22 protein-coding genes are annotated in these 19689 nt (G+C 34.6%); 15 read left to right on the top strand and 7 right to left on the bottom strand.

The genetic code is table 11. The annotated features are described in order from the left end of the window. Window positions 1–105: 105 nt before the first annotated feature. The 3 genes from ccsA (at window position 106) to ACIQ2L_RS06470 (ending at window position 4267) form a co-directional block, all read left to right on the top strand. Window positions 106–3234 carry a cytochrome c biogenesis protein CcsA gene (gene ccsA / locus ACIQ2L_RS06480; protein ID WP_396157332.1) on the top strand — a complete coding sequence of 1043 codons (3129 nt, stop codon included), beginning with the start codon at window positions 106–108 and terminating at the stop codon, window positions 3232–3234. Between the two features lie 156 nt (window positions 3235–3390). Next, window positions 3391–4002 carry a glutathione peroxidase gene (locus ACIQ2L_RS06475; protein ID WP_396157331.1) on the top strand — a complete coding sequence of 204 codons (612 nt, stop codon included), beginning with the start codon at window positions 3391–3393 and terminating at the stop codon, window positions 4000–4002. A gap of 25 nt (window positions 4003–4027) precedes the next feature. After that, window positions 4028–4267, top strand: coding sequence for a hypothetical protein (locus tag ACIQ2L_RS06470; RefSeq protein WP_396157330.1), 240 nt, complete (start codon window positions 4028–4030; stop codon window positions 4265–4267). 30 nt (window positions 4268–4297) lie between these two features. Here ACIQ2L_RS06470 and ACIQ2L_RS06465 read toward each other — a convergent pair whose 3' ends face one another. From ACIQ2L_RS06465 to rlmD, 4 genes are read right to left on the bottom strand one after another with little or no spacing between them, the layout of a single operon-like run. Continuing rightward, window positions 4298–5698 (bottom strand): T9SS type A sorting domain-containing protein, encoded by a 1401-nt coding sequence (locus ACIQ2L_RS06465; protein ID WP_396157329.1) that lies wholly within the window; start codon window positions 5696–5698, stop codon window positions 4298–4300. Further along, a complete protein-coding gene (locus ACIQ2L_RS06460) occupies window positions 5699–6448 on the bottom strand; it encodes a DUF6048 family protein (protein WP_396157328.1) in 750 nt (249 codons plus the stop codon). Further along, window positions 6420–6953 carry a DUF6452 family protein gene (locus ACIQ2L_RS06455; protein WP_396157327.1) on the bottom strand — a complete coding sequence of 178 codons (534 nt, stop codon included), beginning with the start codon at window positions 6951–6953 and terminating at the stop codon, window positions 6420–6422. The genes ACIQ2L_RS06460 and ACIQ2L_RS06455 overlap by 29 nt, the downstream gene beginning before the upstream one ends. 52 nt (window positions 6954–7005) lie before the next feature. Then, entirely contained in the window at window positions 7006–8460 is a 1455-nt protein-coding gene (rlmD, locus tag ACIQ2L_RS06450) for a 23S rRNA (uracil(1939)-C(5))-methyltransferase RlmD (RefSeq protein WP_396157326.1), read from the bottom strand. A gap of 76 nt (window positions 8461–8536) precedes the next feature. Between rlmD and ACIQ2L_RS06445 the strand changes: the two genes are divergently transcribed. The 6 genes from ACIQ2L_RS06445 (at window position 8537) to ACIQ2L_RS06420 (ending at window position 12577) form a co-directional block, all read left to right on the top strand. Then, window positions 8537–9082: a DUF1697 domain-containing protein gene (locus tag ACIQ2L_RS06445; RefSeq protein ID WP_396157324.1), complete on the top strand. Its 546-nt coding sequence runs from the start codon at window positions 8537–8539 to the stop codon at window positions 9080–9082. 48 nt (window positions 9083–9130) lie between these two features. Continuing rightward, window positions 9131–9832: a DUF1003 domain-containing protein gene (locus ACIQ2L_RS06440; RefSeq protein WP_396157323.1), complete on the top strand. Its 702-nt coding sequence runs from the start codon at window positions 9131–9133 to the stop codon at window positions 9830–9832. A 167-nt stretch (window positions 9833–9999) separates the two neighbouring features. Next, the gene (rocD, locus tag ACIQ2L_RS06435; protein ID WP_396157322.1) at window positions 10000–11280 is read left to right on the top strand and encodes an ornithine--oxo-acid transaminase; all 1281 of its coding nucleotides are present in this window, start codon (window positions 10000–10002) and stop codon (window positions 11278–11280) included. Between the two features lie 36 nt (window positions 11281–11316). Continuing rightward, window positions 11317–11751, top strand: a complete 435-nt coding sequence (locus ACIQ2L_RS06430) for a DUF5362 family protein (protein ID WP_396157321.1) — start codon at window positions 11317–11319, stop codon at window positions 11749–11751. Window positions 11752–11853: 102 nt separating this feature from the next. Beyond that, complete coding sequence (locus tag ACIQ2L_RS06425; protein ID WP_396157320.1) at window positions 11854–12045, top strand: hypothetical protein; 192 nt, start codon at window positions 11854–11856, stop codon at window positions 12043–12045. Further along, the gene (locus ACIQ2L_RS06420) at window positions 12035–12577 is read left to right on the top strand and encodes a Smr/MutS family protein (protein WP_396157319.1); all 543 of its coding nucleotides are present in this window, start codon (window positions 12035–12037) and stop codon (window positions 12575–12577) included. Before ACIQ2L_RS06425 ends, ACIQ2L_RS06420 begins: the two co-directional genes overlap by 11 nt. A 42-nt stretch (window positions 12578–12619) precedes the next feature. Here ACIQ2L_RS06420 and ACIQ2L_RS06415 read toward each other — a convergent pair whose 3' ends face one another. Next, on the bottom strand, window positions 12620–13564 hold the full coding sequence (locus ACIQ2L_RS06415) for a DUF3810 domain-containing protein (RefSeq protein ID WP_396157475.1): 945 nt from the start codon (window positions 13562–13564) through the stop codon (window positions 12620–12622). A 193-nt stretch (window positions 13565–13757) separates the two neighbouring features. Here ACIQ2L_RS06415 and ACIQ2L_RS06410 point away from each other — a divergent pair, with 193 nt between their 5' ends. From ACIQ2L_RS06410 to ACIQ2L_RS06400, 3 genes are all read left to right on the top strand, one after another. Beyond that, window positions 13758–13991, top strand: a complete 234-nt coding sequence (locus ACIQ2L_RS06410; protein ID WP_396157317.1) for a DUF433 domain-containing protein — start codon at window positions 13758–13760, stop codon at window positions 13989–13991. 126 nt (window positions 13992–14117) lie between these two features. Next, window positions 14118–14333 (top strand): DUF5615 family PIN-like protein, encoded by a 216-nt coding sequence (locus tag ACIQ2L_RS06405; RefSeq protein ID WP_396157474.1) that lies wholly within the window; start codon window positions 14118–14120, stop codon window positions 14331–14333. Window positions 14334–14413: 80 nt separating this feature from the next. After that, a complete protein-coding gene (locus ACIQ2L_RS06400; RefSeq protein ID WP_396157316.1) occupies window positions 14414–15874 on the top strand; it encodes an aminoacyl-histidine dipeptidase in 1461 nt (486 codons plus the stop codon). A gap of 84 nt (window positions 15875–15958) precedes the next feature. On the opposite strand, the gene ACIQ2L_RS06395 is transcribed toward ACIQ2L_RS06400, so the two are convergent. Then, the gene (locus ACIQ2L_RS06395) at window positions 15959–16462 is read right to left on the bottom strand and encodes a DUF6265 family protein (RefSeq protein ID WP_396157314.1); all 504 of its coding nucleotides are present in this window, start codon (window positions 16460–16462) and stop codon (window positions 15959–15961) included. 103 nt (window positions 16463–16565) lie between these two features. Between ACIQ2L_RS06395 and prfA the strand changes: the two genes are divergently transcribed. Then, entirely contained in the window at window positions 16566–17639 is a 1074-nt protein-coding gene (gene prfA, locus ACIQ2L_RS06390) for a peptide chain release factor 1 (protein ID WP_396157312.1), read from the top strand. 47 nt (window positions 17640–17686) lie between these two features. On the opposite strand, the gene ACIQ2L_RS06385 is transcribed toward prfA, so the two are convergent. Then, window positions 17687–17860 carry a hypothetical protein gene (locus tag ACIQ2L_RS06385; protein WP_396157311.1) on the bottom strand — a complete coding sequence of 58 codons (174 nt, stop codon included), beginning with the start codon at window positions 17858–17860 and terminating at the stop codon, window positions 17687–17689. Between the two features lie 46 nt (window positions 17861–17906). Between ACIQ2L_RS06385 and pyrF the strand changes: the two genes are divergently transcribed. Continuing rightward, window positions 17907–18722 (top strand): orotidine-5'-phosphate decarboxylase, encoded by an 816-nt coding sequence (gene pyrF, locus ACIQ2L_RS06380; RefSeq protein ID WP_396157310.1) that lies wholly within the window; start codon window positions 17907–17909, stop codon window positions 18720–18722. Window positions 18723–18729: 7 nt separating this feature from the next. After that, on the top strand, window positions 18730–19530 hold the full coding sequence (locus ACIQ2L_RS06375) for an ABC transporter substrate-binding protein (protein WP_396157309.1): 801 nt from the start codon (window positions 18730–18732) through the stop codon (window positions 19528–19530). Window positions 19531–19689 lie beyond the last annotated feature (159 nt).

The raw sequence follows: 19689 nt of genomic DNA, 5'->3' as shown, positions 1-19689 counted from the left end.
TTGCAACAACTCATAAAAAAGTATTAAATCCGAAATTAAATGCTATTGAAATCTATTTATTTACGCTATTTTTGTACCACTTTTTAAAAAATAGTATTCCAACCTATGGAAAAGAAAATTTACTCCATTTTATTCTCTACTCGTTTAATGGCACTTTTGTTTTTGGGTTTTGCGGTTGCTATGGCCACCGGAACATTCATCGAAAGTAAATACAATACCGATACCGCACGAATATGGGTGTACAACGCTTGGTGGTTTGAAGCAATTATGTTATTTTTTGTGATTAATTTCATTGGAAACATCAAACGATACCAGCTTTTAAAAAGAGAAAAATGGCCAACATTGTTATTGCATTTGTCATGGATATTTATCATCTCTGGTGCTTTTGTAACCCGATACATTAGTTATGAAGGCATGATGCCAATTCGAGAAGGAGCTTCTTCAAATCAGTTTTATTCGGATAAAAGTCATTTGTCTGTTTTTGTTGATGGAATGCACGATGGAAAAATGATGCGTAGGGTTTTTGAAAAACCATTAATACTTTCCCCAGTTGCGAATAATTATTTTTCTATTGATGATACCTTTGATGCTATTCCATTTGAGATTGAATACAAAGACTTCGCTTTGGATGCTAAAGAAACTATTAAAGCGGATGAAAAAGGCGATGTTTATTTAAAATTAGTTGAATCTAGTGGAGGCACTAGACATGAACACATGCTTAAAGAAGGCGAAATTCAAAATATTCATAACCTATTGTTTTCGGTTAATAAACCAACTAAAGGAGCAATTAATATTGATACTCGATCCAATACGATTACTTCACCTTTTGATGGTCAGTTTATGAGAATGGCGGATAAATTTCAAGGTAAAGTAGCCAAAGATTCTGCACAGAGTTTGATGTATCGTTCTTTATATAACCTTGGAGAAGCACAGTTTGTAATTCCGAATCAACCCAAAAAAGGATTTAAAACCTACAAATCGAGTGGTGATTTTAAAGCCAAAAAAGGAGACGATGCCATAACCTTGATAATTAAAACCGACGGAAAAGAAAAAGAAATCACCTTAGTTGGTTCCAAAGGGAAACAAGGCGAACCACAGGTTGTAAAACTTGGAAAATTAGAATTTACGTTGAGTTACGGAAGTAAAGTATATAACTTACCGTTTAGCATTAAGTTAAATGACTTTATCGCTCAAAAATATCCTGGAACAGAAAAAAGCTATTCTTCTTATGAAAGCAAGGTTACTGTTACTGATTCTTCAGACAAATTTGATGCGCGCATATATATGAATCACATTTTGGATTATAAAGGATATCGTTTTTTTCAAGCCTCATTTGATCCTGATGAAAAAGGAACGGTTCTTTCGGTGAATCATGATTTTTGGGGAACAACAATAACCTACATAGGGTACTTTATATTGTTTTTTACGATGCTCGTAATTCTTTTTGTAAAAGGATCTCGTTTTACTGATTTGAAACGAAAACTAGAAGTCGTTAAAGACAAAAAAGCAAAACTAACGACATTAATAATTCTCTTTCTTTCCTTTAACGGATTGGCTCAAAATCATGGACATAATAACGGTTTGCCTACTCAAAAACAAATCGATTCTATTATTAACAAATACAAAGTATCTGAAAAACATGCCGCTCAATTTGGTCGATTGGTTATTCAAGATGAAGGCGGAAGAATGAAGCCTATCAATACTTTTTCATCTGAATTGTTGCGAAAAGTAAGTCATAAAAATACCTATAACGGAATGAATTCGGATCAAGCTTTTGTTTCGATGACCCAATTTCCGACGGTTTGGTTTGAAACACCACTAATTTATATCAAAAGCGGTAACGACAGTATTCGAAAAATACTTGGAATTCCATCCGATGCAAAATATGCTACTTTCAGATCTTGTTTTGATGAAAAAGGGAATTATAAATTGTCGCCCTATTTAGATGAGGCATACAAAGCGGCTAATCCTAATAATTTTGAAAAAGATTTTGTTGAAACTGACAAGAAAGTGAATCTCTTGAATTCGGCTTTAAGCGGAAAAATATTGCGCATTTTCCCATTGCCAAAAGACAGTAACAATAAATGGTTGTCCTTTTTAGAAATCAATCACAGAACAGGAACCGCAATTGATACCATTAAGCTTGCATTACCTGCTTATTTAGATGCGGTGATGAAAGCGACTCAGGATAAAAATTATACTATGGCAAATACCTATTTGGTAGGTATGGAAAACTATCAAAAGAAATTTGGAAAAGCCGTTCGTCCATCGGATAAAAAAATTGATTACGAGATTTTGTATAACAAATATGATGTTTTTCAGAAGCTTCCGTATTGGTACATTGCTATTGCCGCTTTAATGATGTTGTTTACCATTATTCAAATTTTTAAAGAGAAAAAATGGCTTTCCGTCACTGTAAATGTTTTGCATGTTGTGGTTGGATTATTATTCGCGACACATACTTTAGGATTAATCGCTCGTTGGTATATTTCGGGACATGCTCCTTGGAGTAATGCTTATGAAGCAATAGTTTATGTAGCTTGGGCCACTATGTTTTTTGGATTAGCTTTTGACCGAAAATCTAAACTGACAGTGGCTTCGTCAGCATTTGTTACTGCGATGATTTTATCTGCCGCGTATGCCAATTGGATTGACCCCGAAATTGCAAACCTGCAACCTGTGTTAAATTCGTATTGGTTAATGATTCACGTAGCGGTGATTGTGGCTAGTTATGGTCCGTTTGCGTTAGGAATGATATTGGGTTTTGTTTCCTTGTTATTGATATTTTTTACCACTAAAGAAAACAAAGCCAAAATGGAATTAAATATTAAAGAAATAACCATCATCAACGAAATGGCGTTGACTATTGGTTTAGTAATGCTTACCATTGGAAACTTCCTTGGCGGACAATGGGCAAATGAAAGTTGGGGAAGGTATTGGGGTTGGGATCCAAAAGAGACTTGGGCGTTGATTAGTATTATGGTATACGCTTTTGTAATTCATGCTCGTTTTGTTCCGGCATTACGTAATACTTGGATATTTAACTTAATGGCTATGTATGCTTTTGTATCAATTTTGTTTACCTATTATGGTGTGAATTTCCACTTGGTAGGTTTGCATTCGTATGCTAGTGGTGAAGCAAAATCATTGAGTTGGATATGGATGACTTTGGGAGGAATGAGTTTAATTGGAGCATTGGCTTATCCTAAGTATCGAAAATATTATAAAAAATAAATGTTGTTTTTTATTATGTAGATTCTTAAAACAAATCTATTTTTGTTTTAAAATTTTGGGAAATGTATAACAATATCTCTTTAATTAATGTTTAATTTTGACAAAAATATTTTATTAAATCGAAGATTCACGAATACCAAAAAACAATAATAAATCATGAGTAAAAAGATATCACTTTTTATCGCAACTTTAATCTTATTCAGCTGCCAAAATCAGGCACAAGTCAAAACTACTAATATAGAAATGGAACAACAAATTGAATCCCCAGCACAAGCCGAAAAAAGAATACAAACTATTTATGATTTCAAAGTAACCGATTTATACGGTAAAGAATTTGACTTTTCTACACTTAAAGGAAAGAAAATATTAATTGTTAACACTGCTTCAGAATGTGGATTAACACCACAGTACAAAGATTTGGAAGCTATTTATGAAAAATATAAAGATCTTAATTTTGTTATTGTTGGTTTTCCGGCAAACAATTTTGGTTCTCAAGAACCAGGAAGTAATGAAGAGATTGCTAAATTTTGTGAAAAGAATTATGGTGTAACCTTTCCAATGATGAATAAAATATCGGTTAAAGGAAAAGACATTCACGAAATCTATCAGTATCTTACTGAAAAAAGTAGAAATGGTTTGCAAGACAGCCAAGTAGAATGGAACTTTCAAAAATACTTGATTAATGAAGAAGGTAAATTGGTAAAAGTGCTATCTCCTAGAGTATTACCAACTGATGCAGAAATTGTTGGCTGGATTAATGGAAAATAAAATGAAGCGCTAATACCAGATTAACATGTCTAAAAAAGTTAAAGCCTTCGTATTTAATTTTCTCAGCTTTGCGTTATTTTTTCTTCCATCATACTACTTGATTCAACAGTATGGTGGATTAACATTGACGGGCTATTTGATACCCATCACTGCTTTTGTAATCGCTACGTTGTTGGCTCCAAAGTTTCAAGCAGTTCAAACGCGCGATGGTGAAAAATTGTTTATGAAATGGCTTTTGATGAAGGAAGTAAAGGAATTGAAATAAAACATCCTTTTCAAAAAGACCAATATCTTCTTATTCCTTAATTATTTTTCTTGTGACTGTTCCTTTAGGAGTTGCTACACGAACTAAATAAATACCGGCTGACAGATCGTTAAACCGCATTGTAGTATTTGCATTTTGTACCGATGTTCTTTGCAGTAATTGTCCTTGCCAATTGAATACTTCTACTTCTGTATTAGGTTGCGAAAGATAGTCTACTAAGTCGATGTGCAATTCTACATTGCATGGATTAGGATAAACACTAATGTCTTTTTCCAAAGTGTTTTCTGCTGCTGCCAGACTCATGGTACAGAGATTATTAACCATCACAGGGGTGAGTCTTTGTATTGTAGTTCCATCACCAAGTCCACCAAAAAAATTGGCGCCTACCGATCGTACGGTAGCATCGCTTTTGAGAAAAAGGGAATGATACATACCCGCAGAAATAGCAACTACTCCGTTAATGCCTGTTAGGACCGTTGCTACATTCTTATTAACTGTAGTCCCATCACCAAGCTGTCCATAGTTGTTGTCTCCGGTTGCCCAAACAGTACCATTGTTTTTGAGAAAAAGGGAATGTATGAATCCGGCAGATATTGCTGTGATTCCGCTTAGGCCAGGTATCATAAACGGGCTAAAGAACATTGTATTGCTGTTGTTACTGCCAAGTTCCCCATTATAATTCCCGCCAAGCCCCCAAACCGTGCCATTGCTTTTAAGGAAGAGCGATTGTTTGCCTCCTGCCGCTATCGCATTAATACCACTAAGTCCGGTTATCTGTACCGGAATACTTGAACCAAACAAGGGTTGATTACCTATCTGTCCATAATCATTATATCCGGCAGCCCACACCGTGCCGTCATTTTTAAGAAAAAGTGAATGACCCAAACCGGTACTTACAGCGGTAACGTCTGTAAGTCCACTAATCTGAAAGGGAGTGCTTCTGCTGGTTGTGGTTCCGTCTCCCAACTGCCCTCCATAATTATCGCCAACGGCCCAAACAGTACCATCATTTTTAAGAAAAAGGGCATGGGAACTATACGCTGTTATGGCAGTAATTCCGGTGAGTCCTACTACTTGAATTGGGGTTGTTTTGCTAGTCGTGGTTCCATCACCAAGCTGGCCGTTGCTGTTGCTGCCAACCGCCCAAACCGTACCGTCATTTTTAAGGAATACCGAATGGGAATTACCAGTTTCCACCGCTATGATTCCGTTAACCACATTTACTGTAACTGCTGCGCTATGGTCAACCGTAGTTCCGATGCCAAGATTCCCGCTTGAATTGGTGCCTGTTCCTTTGACGGTTCCGTCTGCACAACGAAAAAGGGAAAAATTGAATCCTGCAGAAATCGATTGGGCATTGCCAATTATACTTATTCCTGTAAGGCAGGAAAGTAGTGTTATGAAACTAAGGCTCAGTAATTTATTTTTCATTTATTTTTTCTTCTTGTCTTTAGATTTTTCTTTTGTCTTTACAGTTGCCTTATACAACGGTATAAAATACGAAACCGTATAATTGAACCCTACACCAAAATCCCCATTATACGTTCTGTTAAATCCGGGAATGTAAAGATTATCAAAGTTGTTAGGACGTTTTTGTGACACTAATCGGTTTAGTCTGAAACTGAAACCTACGAAAATATTTTTGAAAACTTCCGCTTTCATTCCGGCAACAACCTCAACCCATTGCGCTGTTAGACCATCATTTTTTGTTCCGTCAATAACGATTGGTTGTTCTCCAAAATAGGGATTCGGATTGTAAATTTGATAGCTGTTTAACGTTTGGCTAAAACTACTCACACCATAACGCAGTCCGATGGAAATGATATTTTCCATATTGAGCCAATTTTCATAGGAATTGTAATCAAAACCAACTTTTATATACGTTCCTTCGGTTGTAAAATTGAGTTGATCATCATCTACAGTTTTATTTTCGTTACCGATTTCTGCAGCTAAATAATGTCTTCGCGTCAAACGAAAATCACCAACTAATTCTAAACCGCGGTAGTCAGTTTCATAAAATGAACGTGTTAATTTGAATAAATCAACACCCAAACGCAAGCCATAACGTTCCTTTTTTAACGGGATACTGTCCTTTTTTGTTTCGGATACTTCTTGCGCATTGCCAATTAATGAAAGCAATACCAAGCATATGCTACAATAAAATCTTGATATGGGTTTCATTTTCGGTGGTAATGTTTGTGGTTAAAATGGAATACTCTAGAATCCAAAAATTATCGGGTAGGGCTGCATCAGTTTTAATGACACCATCGGGTGCTGCATTTAGAGTAAAAATAGTTTTATACCCACATGCTCTCGATACAAAAATATTTTGTGGGGTATAATTAAACTGAAGAAAATCTTCGTTAGCGTTTGTTGTACTGGTGCTGTTTAAAACTAAGCTATATTTTGTTATGCTATCATTTATTTTTAAAGGTAATTGTAATTTGTTACCATTAAAAAGATACCTATTTGGATTATCAATAGGAAGCGATTCATTAAAGACAATAAAATCTGGTGCGCCTACTCCTTTTACTTTCAGATTTAAGACATTTTTTAAATTGGATGGATTCGAAATATCATAAAACTCGATTATTAATCGAGGAGTGGTTTCTTCAGCACAAATATCGTCCTTTTCGCAACTGGAGAAGCATATTGTAATTAGTAATAGAGCAAGTATTCTTTTCATAGTGTTCAGTGTTCAGTTTTTAGTGTTCAGGATTTAGTAATAAGTGTTCAGTTTATAATTCTTTCTGAGCACTAATTTCTGCAAACTGATCACTTCTTTTCTCCAAAAGTACAACATTTTCTACATGATGCGTTTGCGGAAACATATCCACAGGGCGCACGCGGATTACTTTATATTTTTCGTCCATCAATGCTAAATCTCTGGCTTGTGTTGCCGAATTACAGCTAACATATACTATCTTATCGGCGCCAATTTTTAGCAATTGTTCTACCACATCCTTATGCATTCCATCTCTTGGTGGGTCCGTGATAATCACATCGGGTTTGCCGTGTTGCGTAATGAAATCGTCATTGAATACGTTTTTCATATCGCCTACATAAAATTCACAATTGGTGATGTTATTGCGTTTGGCATTTTCTTTAGCATCAACAATAGCTTCGGGAACAGCTTCTACACCAATCACTTTTTTGGCTAGTTTAGCTACGAATTGCGCAATCGTTCCAGTACCTGTATATAAATCATAAACGACTTCATTTCCGGTTAGACCTGCAAATTCTCTGGTAATTTTGTAGAGTTCATAAGCTTGATCAGAATTGGTTTGATAAAACGATTTGGCATTAATGCTAAAATGCAATCCTTCCATTTCTTCCAAGATATACTCTCTGCCTTTATACAATTTAATATCTTGATCATACAATGTGTCATTGGCTTTGCTATTGATTACGTATTGTAGAGAAGTAATTTGTGGAAACGTTGCGTGAATATAATCCAACAACAACTCACGCTGTTTTTTATCTTCTTTAAAGAATTGTATAAGCACCATGATTTCTCCGGTAGATGCCGTTCTAATCATGAGCGTACGCAATAAGCCCTCGTGGTTTCGGGCATTGAAAAACGTCATATTATTATGAACCGCAAATTCGCGAATGGCATTGCGGATTTCATTCGATGGATCTTCCTGCAGATGGCATTTCTCAATGTCTAAAATCTTATCCCACATTCTCGGAATATGGAAACCCAAAGCAGGTTTTTTGCTCAATGATTGGTCTTCCGATTTGATTTCGGTTTCGTTTAACCAACGGGTATCCGAAAAACCAAATTCCATTTTGTTTCTATAAAAAAACTGCTTAGCGGAACCCAATATCGGTTCAAATGCTGGCAATTCAATTTTACCAATACGTTTTAAGTTATTATAGACTTCTTGATTTTTGAAAAACAACTGTTGGTCGTATTTCATATTTTGCCATTTGCAACCGCCACAAGCGCCAAAATGTTGGCACACCGGCTCAATTCGGTTTTTTGAATAGGAGTGGAATTTTATGGCTCTGCCTTCAAAATAGGACTTTCTCTTTTTTAAAGTTTGCACATCTACCACATCGCCCGGAACGACATTGGGGATGAATATGACTTGGCCTTCGGGTGCTTTGGCTACCGATACGCCTTTGGCACCAGCATCAAGAATGGTTATATTTTCAAAAATGACTTTGTTGGTTTGTTTTCTTCCCATGGGGCAAAAATAAACTATTGCTTAAAACTTGGTAATGATTTAAGAAAAAAATATAAATTAGAGGAAAAATTTAAAAGTGTATACTCATTTAGCATTATTAAGAGGCATCAACGTCTCCGGTCATAAAATGATAAACATGGTCGCTCTGAAAAAAGCACTGGAAGCCATCGGTTTTGCGAATGTGGTAACTTATATCCAATCGGGGAATGTTTTTGTCGATACCGAAGAAGAAAGTCCGGCTAAGGTTGGTTTTTTGATTAAGCAGGAAATTTTTAAACAGTTTGGACATGATGTGCCCGTGATTGTTATCGGAAAAGCAGATTTGCAAGCGTGTTTGGATCGAAACTTATTTTTAAATGAAACTGAAATCGATTTAAAGAAACTATATGTTTCGTTTATTTCTTCAGAGTTGCCCGAAAATATGATAACCCAACTCAACTTAAATTTTATCAAACCCGACGAAATCCAATTGGATGGCAAACGGATTTATTTAAAATACGACACTTCACCAGCCAAAACCAAACTCGATAACAAATGGATTGAAAAAAGCATGAATGTAGTTTCTACCACACGCAATTGGAATACGGTGAATAAGTTGTTGGAAATGTTTAAAGCCGTTTAACATTGCTTAAATTTGTTGGAAAGGAATAAAACAACTTACACCAATACCATGAGTGCAACAACCACTTTCAAAAGCAGTATTTCAGGATTAGAATTTCCAAAACGGGAAGAAATATTGGGTAAATCAATTCGTTCTTCAATTGTAGCTTTGATTAAAGATGAGCATCCTGATTTTGACAAGGAGAGTTGCATTGCCATGAGCGAACTCAATATTTATAGAGAAAAATACATTTCACATTTTTTGAAATCGGAAGCTGGAGAATTGACTGATTTGCACAAAAAAATTATCAAGTCATTGTCCGAAGATAAATCGTTTGTATCAAAAGTGGAAGATGAAATTGACAATAGAACTTTTGGCCAAAAAATTGCCGATGGAGTGGCTGATTTTGGCGGAAGTTGGAAGTTTATTATTTTGTTTTTTTTATTTATTCTCGTTTGGATTGCATCGAATGTATTTTTGCTTTTAAACAAAGGATTTGACCCCTATCCATTTATATTGTTGAATTTAATTTTGTCTTGTCTTGCCGCTTTGCAAGCGCCAGTTATTATGATGAGCCAAAATCGTCAGGAAGAAAAAGATAGAGAGCGTGCCAAGAAAGACTATATGATTAACTTGAAATCGGAGCTCGAAATCAGAATGTTAGACGAAAAATTAGATCATCTTATCATGCATCAACAGCAGGAATTAATTGAAATACAAAAAGTACAAATTGAAATGATGAATGACATATTGGAGAAAATAAAGAAATAGTTTAATGGTCTAAAGTTGTTTAAAGGTCTAACAATCTTAAATTTTTAAACTTTAAACTCTTAAACTTTTTATACTTTTACCGAGATTATGGATGATTTCTCTCCAAAAAGAAGGAATCTTGCCTGTCGACAGTCAGGTTGATAGTAAAAAATTTAAATTACAATAAAATGTCAGTTTTAGAAAAATTAACTTCTCCAGATGCTATCGCTTTAGAAGATAAATATGGTGCACACAATTATCATCCATTACCTGTTGTGTTGAATAGAGGAGAAGGAGTATATGTTTGGGATGTAGTAGGAAAAAAGTATTATGATTTTCTTTCGGCATATTCTGCAGTCAACCAAGGTCATTGTCACCCAAAGATAATTGGCGCTATGATAGAACAAGCGCAAACGTTAACCCTTACCTCGAGAGCTTTTTACAATGATAAATTAGGCGTTTACGAAGAATACATCACTAAGTATTTTGGTTTTGATAAAGTATTACCAATGAACACAGGAGCCGAAGCGGTAGAAACGGCTTTAAAACTGTGCAGAAAATGGGCTTATGAAAAGAAAGGAATTCATGAAAATGAAGCTCAAATTATTGTGTGCGATGGAAACTTCCATGGTAGAACAACCACCATTATTTCGTTTTCTAACGACGAAAACGCACGCAAAAACTTTGGTCCCTATACTGCAGGATTTACCAAAATTCCATACGACGACATTGATGCACTTGAAAAAGCGATTGCCTCATCAAAAAACATTGCCGGTTTCTTAGTAGAACCTATTCAAGGGGAAGCGGGTGTTTATGTTCCAGCAGCTGATTATTTGGCGAAAGCCAAAGCATTGTGTAAAGCTAATAATGTGTTATTTATTGCCGATGAAGTGCAAACCGGAATTGCTCGAACAGGTTCTTTATTAGCAGTTTGCGGAAATTGTACCTGTGAAAACAGTTGTGAAAAGCAAGCTACTTATGTTGCTCCAGATATTTTAATCTTAGGAAAAGCCATTTCTGGTGGTGCCTATCCTGTATCGGCAGTTTTAGCTAATGATGCTATCATGAATGTTATAAAACCAGGACAACATGGTTCCACTTTTGGTGGAAACCCTATTGCTGCTGCAGTAGCAATGGCTGCATTAGATGTTGTGAACGAGGAACATTTAATTCAAAATGCTCGTCGTTTAGGGAAAATATTCAGACAGAAAATAGGCGATTATGTTAAGACATCAAATATTGCCTCTTTGGTTCGTGGAAAAGGATTGCTGAACGCGGTTGTAATTAACGATACTGAAGAAAGTGATACCGCGTGGAATATTTGTATGAAATTAGCAGAAAATGGATTGTTAGCCAAGCCAACACATGGCAATATTATTCGTTTTGCGCCTCCATTAGTTATGGATGAGGAGCAATTGTTAGATTGTATATCCATTATTATCAGAACCTTAAAACAATTTGAAAAATAGAACATTAATTCACTAACCAACAAAACTTTATTTATTATGGAAAACCAAAACAACGGAATGCAATTAGAAGAAGTAGCCAAAGATTATTTAAGAGAAAGTGCTAAATGGTCCATGTTCTTAGCTATTTTAGGATTTATTGGCATTGGCTTTTTAGCTTTATTAGCCATTATAATGACTTCAGTTATGTCGATGGCACCTGAAATTCCTGGACCTTATGGAGCAATTAAAGGATTTATATCAATTATTTATTTAGTATTTGCTATCATTTATCTATTTCCTATTTATTATTTATACAAATATGCCGATAGCACAAAGAAAGCACTCAATTCTGGCAATACAGAATTGTTAACCAAAGCTTTTAGTAATTTGAAGTCTCATCATAAATTTTTGGGAATTGCTGCTATAATTATCATAGCTTTATATATTATTGGAGCAATAGTTATGGTCATTGGATATAGCGCAATGCATTAATGCAAAACCCAATTTATAGAATGAAAAGCATCTTCAATAGAAGGTGTTTTTTTTATTCGGTTTGCCAATAAAGTTTATTATTTTTGAAGTAAATTATATACCATGAAAAAATTAATTTTACCTTTTATTTTTGTGGCAATCATTGTTGGTTTGTTTGAGCAATCCAAAGCCAAGCCCAATATTTATATATTATCTGCTGCGGTAGCGGTCTTTATGTATGGTATGATGCAATTGACTTCCAAAGTTCCAAGTAAAAAAGAAGAAGACGAAAAGGACATAGACGATGATGAATAAAGGAGATAAAGTTTCGGTTTTAGATGATGCTATTGATGGTGTTGTAATTGAAGTAAATGGGGTAGATGTTACTATTGAGACAACAGATGGTTTTAATCTTACTTTTAAAAGAAACGAGCTAATAAAGATTGAAAAAGGTGACACCATGAATTTTAGCTTCAATAAAAATCAGCTGATTGGAGAAAAAGAAGTAACTAAACCGAATTACGTCAATAAAGAAAAGAAGAATAAAAGAGAACTTCCGGTTCCTGAGTTTGATTTGCACATCGAAAAATTGGTCAAGAACTACAAAGCGATGAATAATTACGACATTTTAACAAAACAATTGGATACCGCTAAATATCACATTGATTTTGCCATTCGAAACCGTATTCCAAAGATTGTGTTTATCCATGGTGTTGGCGAAGGTGTTTTGAAATCAGATCTTGATTTTTTATTAGGGCGTTATGATAATATAATTTTTCAAGATGCTAATTATCAAAAGTATGGGCAAGGTGCAACTGAAGTTTACTTTAAGCAGAATCCTAAGTAGTCTTTTTACTTTATTGTCATTCCCCCGAAGGCGTAATCCATTTTACTTTAGTTCTTTCCCTTTATAATAATTAATCAACAAATCCACAAACTTACTATAACTTTCAATTCCATCTTCTTGTTGGTTAGTTTTTAGAAACTGGTCATAGAAAGCGTGAAATCCTTTATCAATAATAGTGTCATATTGTTTCCAAAACAAATCACTTTCTTTATAATTGGCAATAATTCCGGGATTAATTTTCTTTTTTAGTGTTTCAAATTGCTTTTCGTTTTTCATTGCAATATTTGACATGCAATACCGTAAGGCGTTGGATAATGCCGAATATTGAAAATACAAATCTTCATTTTTAATACCAGCCAAAAATCCAATAAAATTACATTCGCTTTCACTGGCATAGCCAATTTGATGCGCCATTTCGTGACAAACCACATTGGGAAAACCATACATAGGCAACTTATCATTCACTTGAGATTCATTGGTAAACGGATTCAGATAGCCACCAAATCCCATATAAGCTAATGGTAAACTGAAAAGTGATTTTTTTCTACTTGGAATTTCGTATTGGAAAAAAGGATATATTTTGGATAAGTTATCATAACCGTTTTGTGTCATGCTGAAAATACTATCTTGTGAATAAGGATTGGTTACTTTCTCATTTTTATTTTTTGTAATGACTAGTTGCACTTCGTTAGTTTTTGAAATTAATTTTTCTGTAAAAGTTACTAAATCAGCTTCGGAGTATTCTGTTTTAATATTCATTTTTTCAAAAAGTGGCACCCGATAATAATTGAAAGCCCAAAGCAAATGAAATAGGAAGTAAAACACCGAAAGAAAATTTAATACCGACCATAATTTACGTTTCCAATGCAGTTTTCGGTTTTTATAAAACCAGTAAATACAATAAATAATTGTCATTCCGTAAATAATGTCACCAATAGAGAAAGGGATTTCCCCCGATAAAGTTCTCGAAAAATGAGAAATATACACATACAATCCATTGCTATAAAAGCGTTCTACAGTTTCAGGGAAGAATGCTAAAAATCTCAGAAAGATAATCTGAAATAATAGAAAATGAGGAAGAATGTATTTTCGTTTCAAAGTATTATTTTGCTATAAAAATACTTATAATCAAAACCAATAATTCTTTTTTTGTAAATTTGTTGTATAAAAAGATACACTTATGGAATATATTGCAGAAAGAATAACAATTGATGATAAAATGTGCAACGGGAAACCTACTATTCGAGGCACAAGACTTACTGTAAATACAATATTAGAATTTTTGAGTTCAGGTGAAACTCGAGAAGAACTTTTATATCAATATCCAACTCTAGAAAACGAAGATATTGATGCTTGTTTAAAGTTTGCAGCGGATTTAATGAAACGAAATTTTACCATTAGAAGTGTTGCATAAATGACAAAATTTCTAATAGACATAAACCTTCCTTATTATTTTGCACTTTGGAATTCAAACGATTTTATTCATCAAAAAGACTTAGATAGTAGCTGGTCTGATGAAGAAATATGGTAATATGCAAAAATAAATAATCTTACCATTATTACAAAAGATGTTGATTTTTCAAATATAATAATGTTGCATAATCCACCCCCAAAAGTTATTCATATTCGTTTTGGAAATTTGAAAATTAAACCATTTTATAAAGTTATTACTAATCTTTGGGATAATGTTCTTGATGTTAATTCTAATTACAAACTTGTAAATGTTTTTGCAGATAGGATTGAAGGAATAGAGTAATAAATAACATTATTATAATTAATTTGTGAAATTTCAGTTTAATAATAGTCCAAAATCACTTCAAAAATAATTTTTACAAAATGAGCCAAGAAATTAGAAACCTGGAACCAAAAGCACTTTGGAATAAATTTGCCGATTTAAATGCCGTTCCTCGTCCATCCAAAAAAGAGGAACGCGTGATTGAATTTATGAAAGACTTTGGAAACAGTTTAGGACTGGAAACTTTTGAAGACGAAATCCGAAACGTAATTATTCGTAAACCCGCTACTGCAGGAATGGAAAATCGTAAAACCATTGTTTTACAGGGACATTTGGACATGGTGCATCAAAAAAATAACGATACCGATTTCGATTTTCTTACGCAAGGCATTGACATGTATGTTGATGGCGATTGGGTTCGTGCTCGTGGAACTACACTTGGTGCCGATAATGGATTGGGAGTTGCTGCTATTATGGCAATTTTAGAAAGCAAAAACATTCCCCATCCAGCTATTGACGCTTTGTTTACCATTGATGAAGAAACGGGTATGACTGGTGCTTTGAACTTAAAAGGAGGCATTCTAAAAGGTGAAATTCTATTGAATTTAGATACTGAAGAAGATGATGAAATTGATATCGGTTGTGCGGGTGGAATTGATGTAACGGCGAATAGAAAATACAATGAAGAACCAACTCCTGAAGATTCTGTGGGGTACACGATTACTGTTAAAGGTTTAAACGGCGGTCATTCTGGAATGGATATTCATAAAGGTTTGGGAAATGCGAATAAAATCATGAACCGTTTGTTGTTTGACGGATTTGAGAATTTCGGGTTGCAAATCGCTGAAATCAGTGGCGGAAGTTTGCGCAATGCTATTCCTAGAGAAAGTGTTGCAAAAGTAATAGTTGCCAAAATGTATGACGAAGCTTTTGTGTTTGATATGCAAGAAATCGTTGGTGATATTAAAACCGAATTCAAAACGATGGAACCCAACCTTACAATAGAAATCGTAAAAAGTGATTTACCAAGTAAAGTTATGGATTTGGGTGTTCAAGAAGGTTTGTTACGTGCTATTTATGCAGCTCATAATGGTGTTTATAGAATGAGTGCTGATATGGAGGATTTGGTAGAAACTTCTAACAATATTGCTCGTGTGATTGCAAAGGATGGCGAAATCTCCATTCAGAACTTAACACGTTCTTCAGTAGAAACTTCCAAAATGGATTTGGCTAATAGCTTGCGTTCTGCTTATGAATTGTTTGGTTGCGAAGTAACTTTTGGTGGTAGTTATCCGGGATGGACACCCAATGTGAACTCCGAAATATTGGATGTTTTAGTTTCGATTTATGAAAAACAAAACAACGAAAAACCTAAAGTCGTTGCCTGTCACGCTGGCTTAGAGTGTGGTATACTTGGAACTAATTATCCGGGAATGGATATGATTTCTTTCGGACCAACCATTCACGGTGCGCATAGCCCAGATGAAAGAGCTTCAATCAAATCATCACAGAAATTCTGGAAGTTTTATTTGGAGATATTGGCGAGTATTCCCGTGAAGTAGTTTTCAGTCGCAGTTAACAGTTGTCACACTGAGCGCAGTCGAAGTGCTTTTATGCAAACCTCGTTTAGTGATAAGCGAGGTTTATTATTTTTTCTTCATAGGATAACTTTCAGTACTCTGTTTTCCTTGCTGTATTCCAGAAATAGTGGCCACTAATGAATTTTCATTCACTTTTTTGTACACTATTTTTTGAGGATAATCATGTTTTGGGTTTTCAAAACTAAACGTGTTTTCATTCTCGGAACTCAATTTAAAATCAACCGGTTCATCATTGTTTTGACCTTTAACGGTTGGTCTATAGATTAGCTCATTATTGAGTTGTGTTAAGTGAATTGTCTCTGAATGAACGGTATCTTTTTTATTGATAATGAAATAAGTTGTTCCCAAAAAAGTACTATCATTTTCTTTAATCCATGTCTCGGTTAAAAGTCCTTCGTCCATTTTATTTTCCCAATTCCCAATAAGCCAATTCATTTTTTCTAGTTGTTCAAAGTTTTTTTCCGATTTCTTTTGGCAGGAAATGACCATTAATAAACTAGTACTGCAAATCAAAACAATCAGCGATATAAACTCTATAGATTTTTTCATCTTCTATTTTTTTAAAACGTTACAATACTATAAAAAATCTGCCAACTGAACACAGTAAACTGAACACTTTTTTTGTACTTTTGCACTCGAAAACTAAAATACTATGTTAGAAAGATTGCAATATGTAAAACAACGTTTCGACGAGATATCCGATTTGATTATTCAGCCCGATGTTATTTCTGATCAAAAGCGTTATGTACAGTTAAATCAAGAATACAAAGGGCTTAAAGCGCTAATGGAAAAGCGTGAAGAATTAATGAACGTTACTGCAAACATCGAAGAAGCTAACGAAATTATAGCCGATGGTTCGGATGCTGAAATGGTAGAAATGGCCAAAATGCAATTGGATGAAGCCAAAGAACGTTTACCTGAATTAGAAGAAGAAATCAAATTCATGTTAATACCAAAAGATCCAGAGGACGCCAAAAACGTCATGGTCGAAATACGTGCTGGTACGGGTGGCGATGAAGCCTCTATTTTTGCTGGAGATTTATACAGAATGTACACAAAATACTGTGAAGCTAGAGGTTGGAGAACTTCTACAGTTGATATGAATGAAGGAACTTCAGGTGGATTTAAAGAGGTTATTTTTGAAGTTACCGGCGAAGATGTTTATGGAACATTGAAATTTGAAGCCGGTGTTCACCGTGTACAACGTGTTCCACAAACCGAAACCCAAGGTAGAGTGCATACCTCCGCAGCAACGGTGATGGTATTGCCTGAAGCGGAAGAATTTGATGTCCAAATTGACATGAATGATGTTCGGGTTGATTTCTTTTGTTCTTCTGGACCAGGTGGACAATCAGTGAATACCACAAAATCAGCTGTGCGTTTAACTCACATTCCAACGGGTTTGGTGGCACAATGTCAAGATCAAAAATCGCAGCATAAAAACAAAGATAAAGCATTAACCGTTTTACGCTCGAGATTATACGAACAAGAATTAGCCAAAAAAGAAGCAGAAGATGCTGTGAAACGTACTTCTCAAGTTAGTTCAGGTGACCGTTCTGCAAAAATCAGAACGTATAATTATGCACAAGGTCGAGTTACCGATCACCGAATAGGATTAGATGTTTTTGATATGGATGGCGTGATGAACGGAAAAATTCAAAAATTTGTTGACGAATTACAGTTGGTTAACAATATGGAAAAACTAAAAGAAAGCGAAGTATTTTAATTGAAAATTTGATGTTTTTTTGGAGCAAATGGCTTGGGATTTATCATTTATGGCAATTCCCGCTTTCCGCTACAACCTGCCTGCCGGCAGGCAGGTCTTTTTTTTCTTTTTGTCATCCTGAGCTTGTCGAAGGGACAAAAAGAAAAAGGATTTTCGCTATAATCGGGGCTAAAGGATAAATCATTTGAATATTTGACAACTTTTGGATTTTCTCTTGTCATTGCAGTTCAAAAACTTTAAAGTAACTTTGTCAAACAACTGCATTCTATGACAACACCACAACTTGTTCAGCAAATCAAAGCCAAAAAATCCTTTCTTTGCATTGGTCTTGATGTTGATTTAACTAAAATTCCAACCCATTTATTAGAACTTGAAGATCCTGTTTTTGAATTCAATAAATGCATAATTGATGCCACCCATGATTTATGTGTTGCTTATAAACCCAATACGGCTTTTTATGAAGCGTATGGCTTGAAAGGTTGGCAATCTTTAGAAAAAACGATTAAATACATTAACGAAAAGCATCCTGATATTTTCACCATTGCCGATGCCAAACGGGGTGATATTGGCAATACATCTTCTATGTACGCCAAAGCTTTTTTGAGAGATTTAAATTTTGATAGTGTCACTGTTGCACCTTATATGGGGAAAGATTCTGTAGAACCATTTTTAGCATTTGAAAACAAACATACTATTATGTTAGCCCTAACTTCAAATGAAGGCGCTTTTGATTTTCAGACTTTGAATGTTGGTGGACAGGAATTATACAAACAGGTTTTGGAAACTTCGAGAACTTGGAAAAATTCCAATAATCTGATGTACGTTATAGGTGCCACAAAATCAGAATATTTTACAGAAATCCGCAAAATTGTCCCTGATAGTTTTTTACTTGTTCCTGGTGTCGGCGCTCAAGGCGGAAGTTTGCAGGAAGTTTGCAAATACGGAATGAATAAAAATGTGGGCTTACTAATCAATTCATCAAGGGGAATTATTTATGCTTCTGACAAAACTAATTTTGCAGAAAAGGCTAGGGAAGAAGCATTAAAAATGCAGCAAGAAATGGAAATTATCTTGAAATCATAAAATAGGATTGAAAACGTTAATAGACCAACTGGGAACTTCCCACACTTTTGAAACAACACCAAAAAGAATAATTTCACTTGTTCCTTCACAAACAGAATTATTGTTTGATTTGGGTTTAGAAGAAAGTATTGTCGGGATTACAAAGTTTTGCGTGCATCCTTTTCATTTTAAATCCACTAAAAAGAGTATCGGCGGTACCAAAAAAGTGCATCTAGAAAAAATAAGATTGTTGCAGCCTGATATTATTATTGCCAATAAAGAAGAAAACACCAAAGAAATTGTTGAGAAACTTTCTAAAATTTGTCCAGTTTGGGTAACTGATATTATAAGTCTAGAAGATAATCTGAAAATGATTGAAGATTTTGGGCAACTTTTTAATAAAAGAACAGAAGCACAGAAGTGGATAGATAAAATTAACTTTGCGTATCATGATTTTCAGCAATTCATCAAAGATAAACCATTCCAAAAAGTAGCATATTTCATTTGGGCTAATCCTTATATGGCAGCAGGAAACAATACTTTTATTAATGAAATGTTGAAACTAAATCATTTTGATAATATCTATGCCAATAGGGAGGAGCGATATCCTGAAGTAATTATACAAAAAATGAGAATACAAGGTGACCCCGATTTGATTTTGTTGTCTTCAGAACCATTTCCGTTTGCCGATGAACATGCTTTTGAGTTGGGAAGATTTTCCCATCATGCTAAAACTGTTTTTGTAGATGGAGAACTATTTTCTTGGTATGGCAGTCGTCCGATTAAGGCATTTAATTACTTCAAAAAATTGCATAAATCTATTGCATAAAAAAAACTGTCAAATCTTCCCAGACTTGACAGCTTTTTATAACTAACCTAAACCAATTTATAATAAAAAACCAAATTTATTACAGTACAAATATAAGGTCTCTTTTTAGCTTACACTGTTAAGGTTATGTTATACTTATGTTATTGATTTCTAAAATTT

Source organism: Flavobacterium sp. (assembly GCF_044369455.1).
Taxonomy (GTDB): domain Bacteria; phylum Bacteroidota; class Bacteroidia; order Flavobacteriales; family Flavobacteriaceae; genus Flavobacterium.
This window is presented reverse-complemented; position numbering and strand designations above follow the sequence as displayed.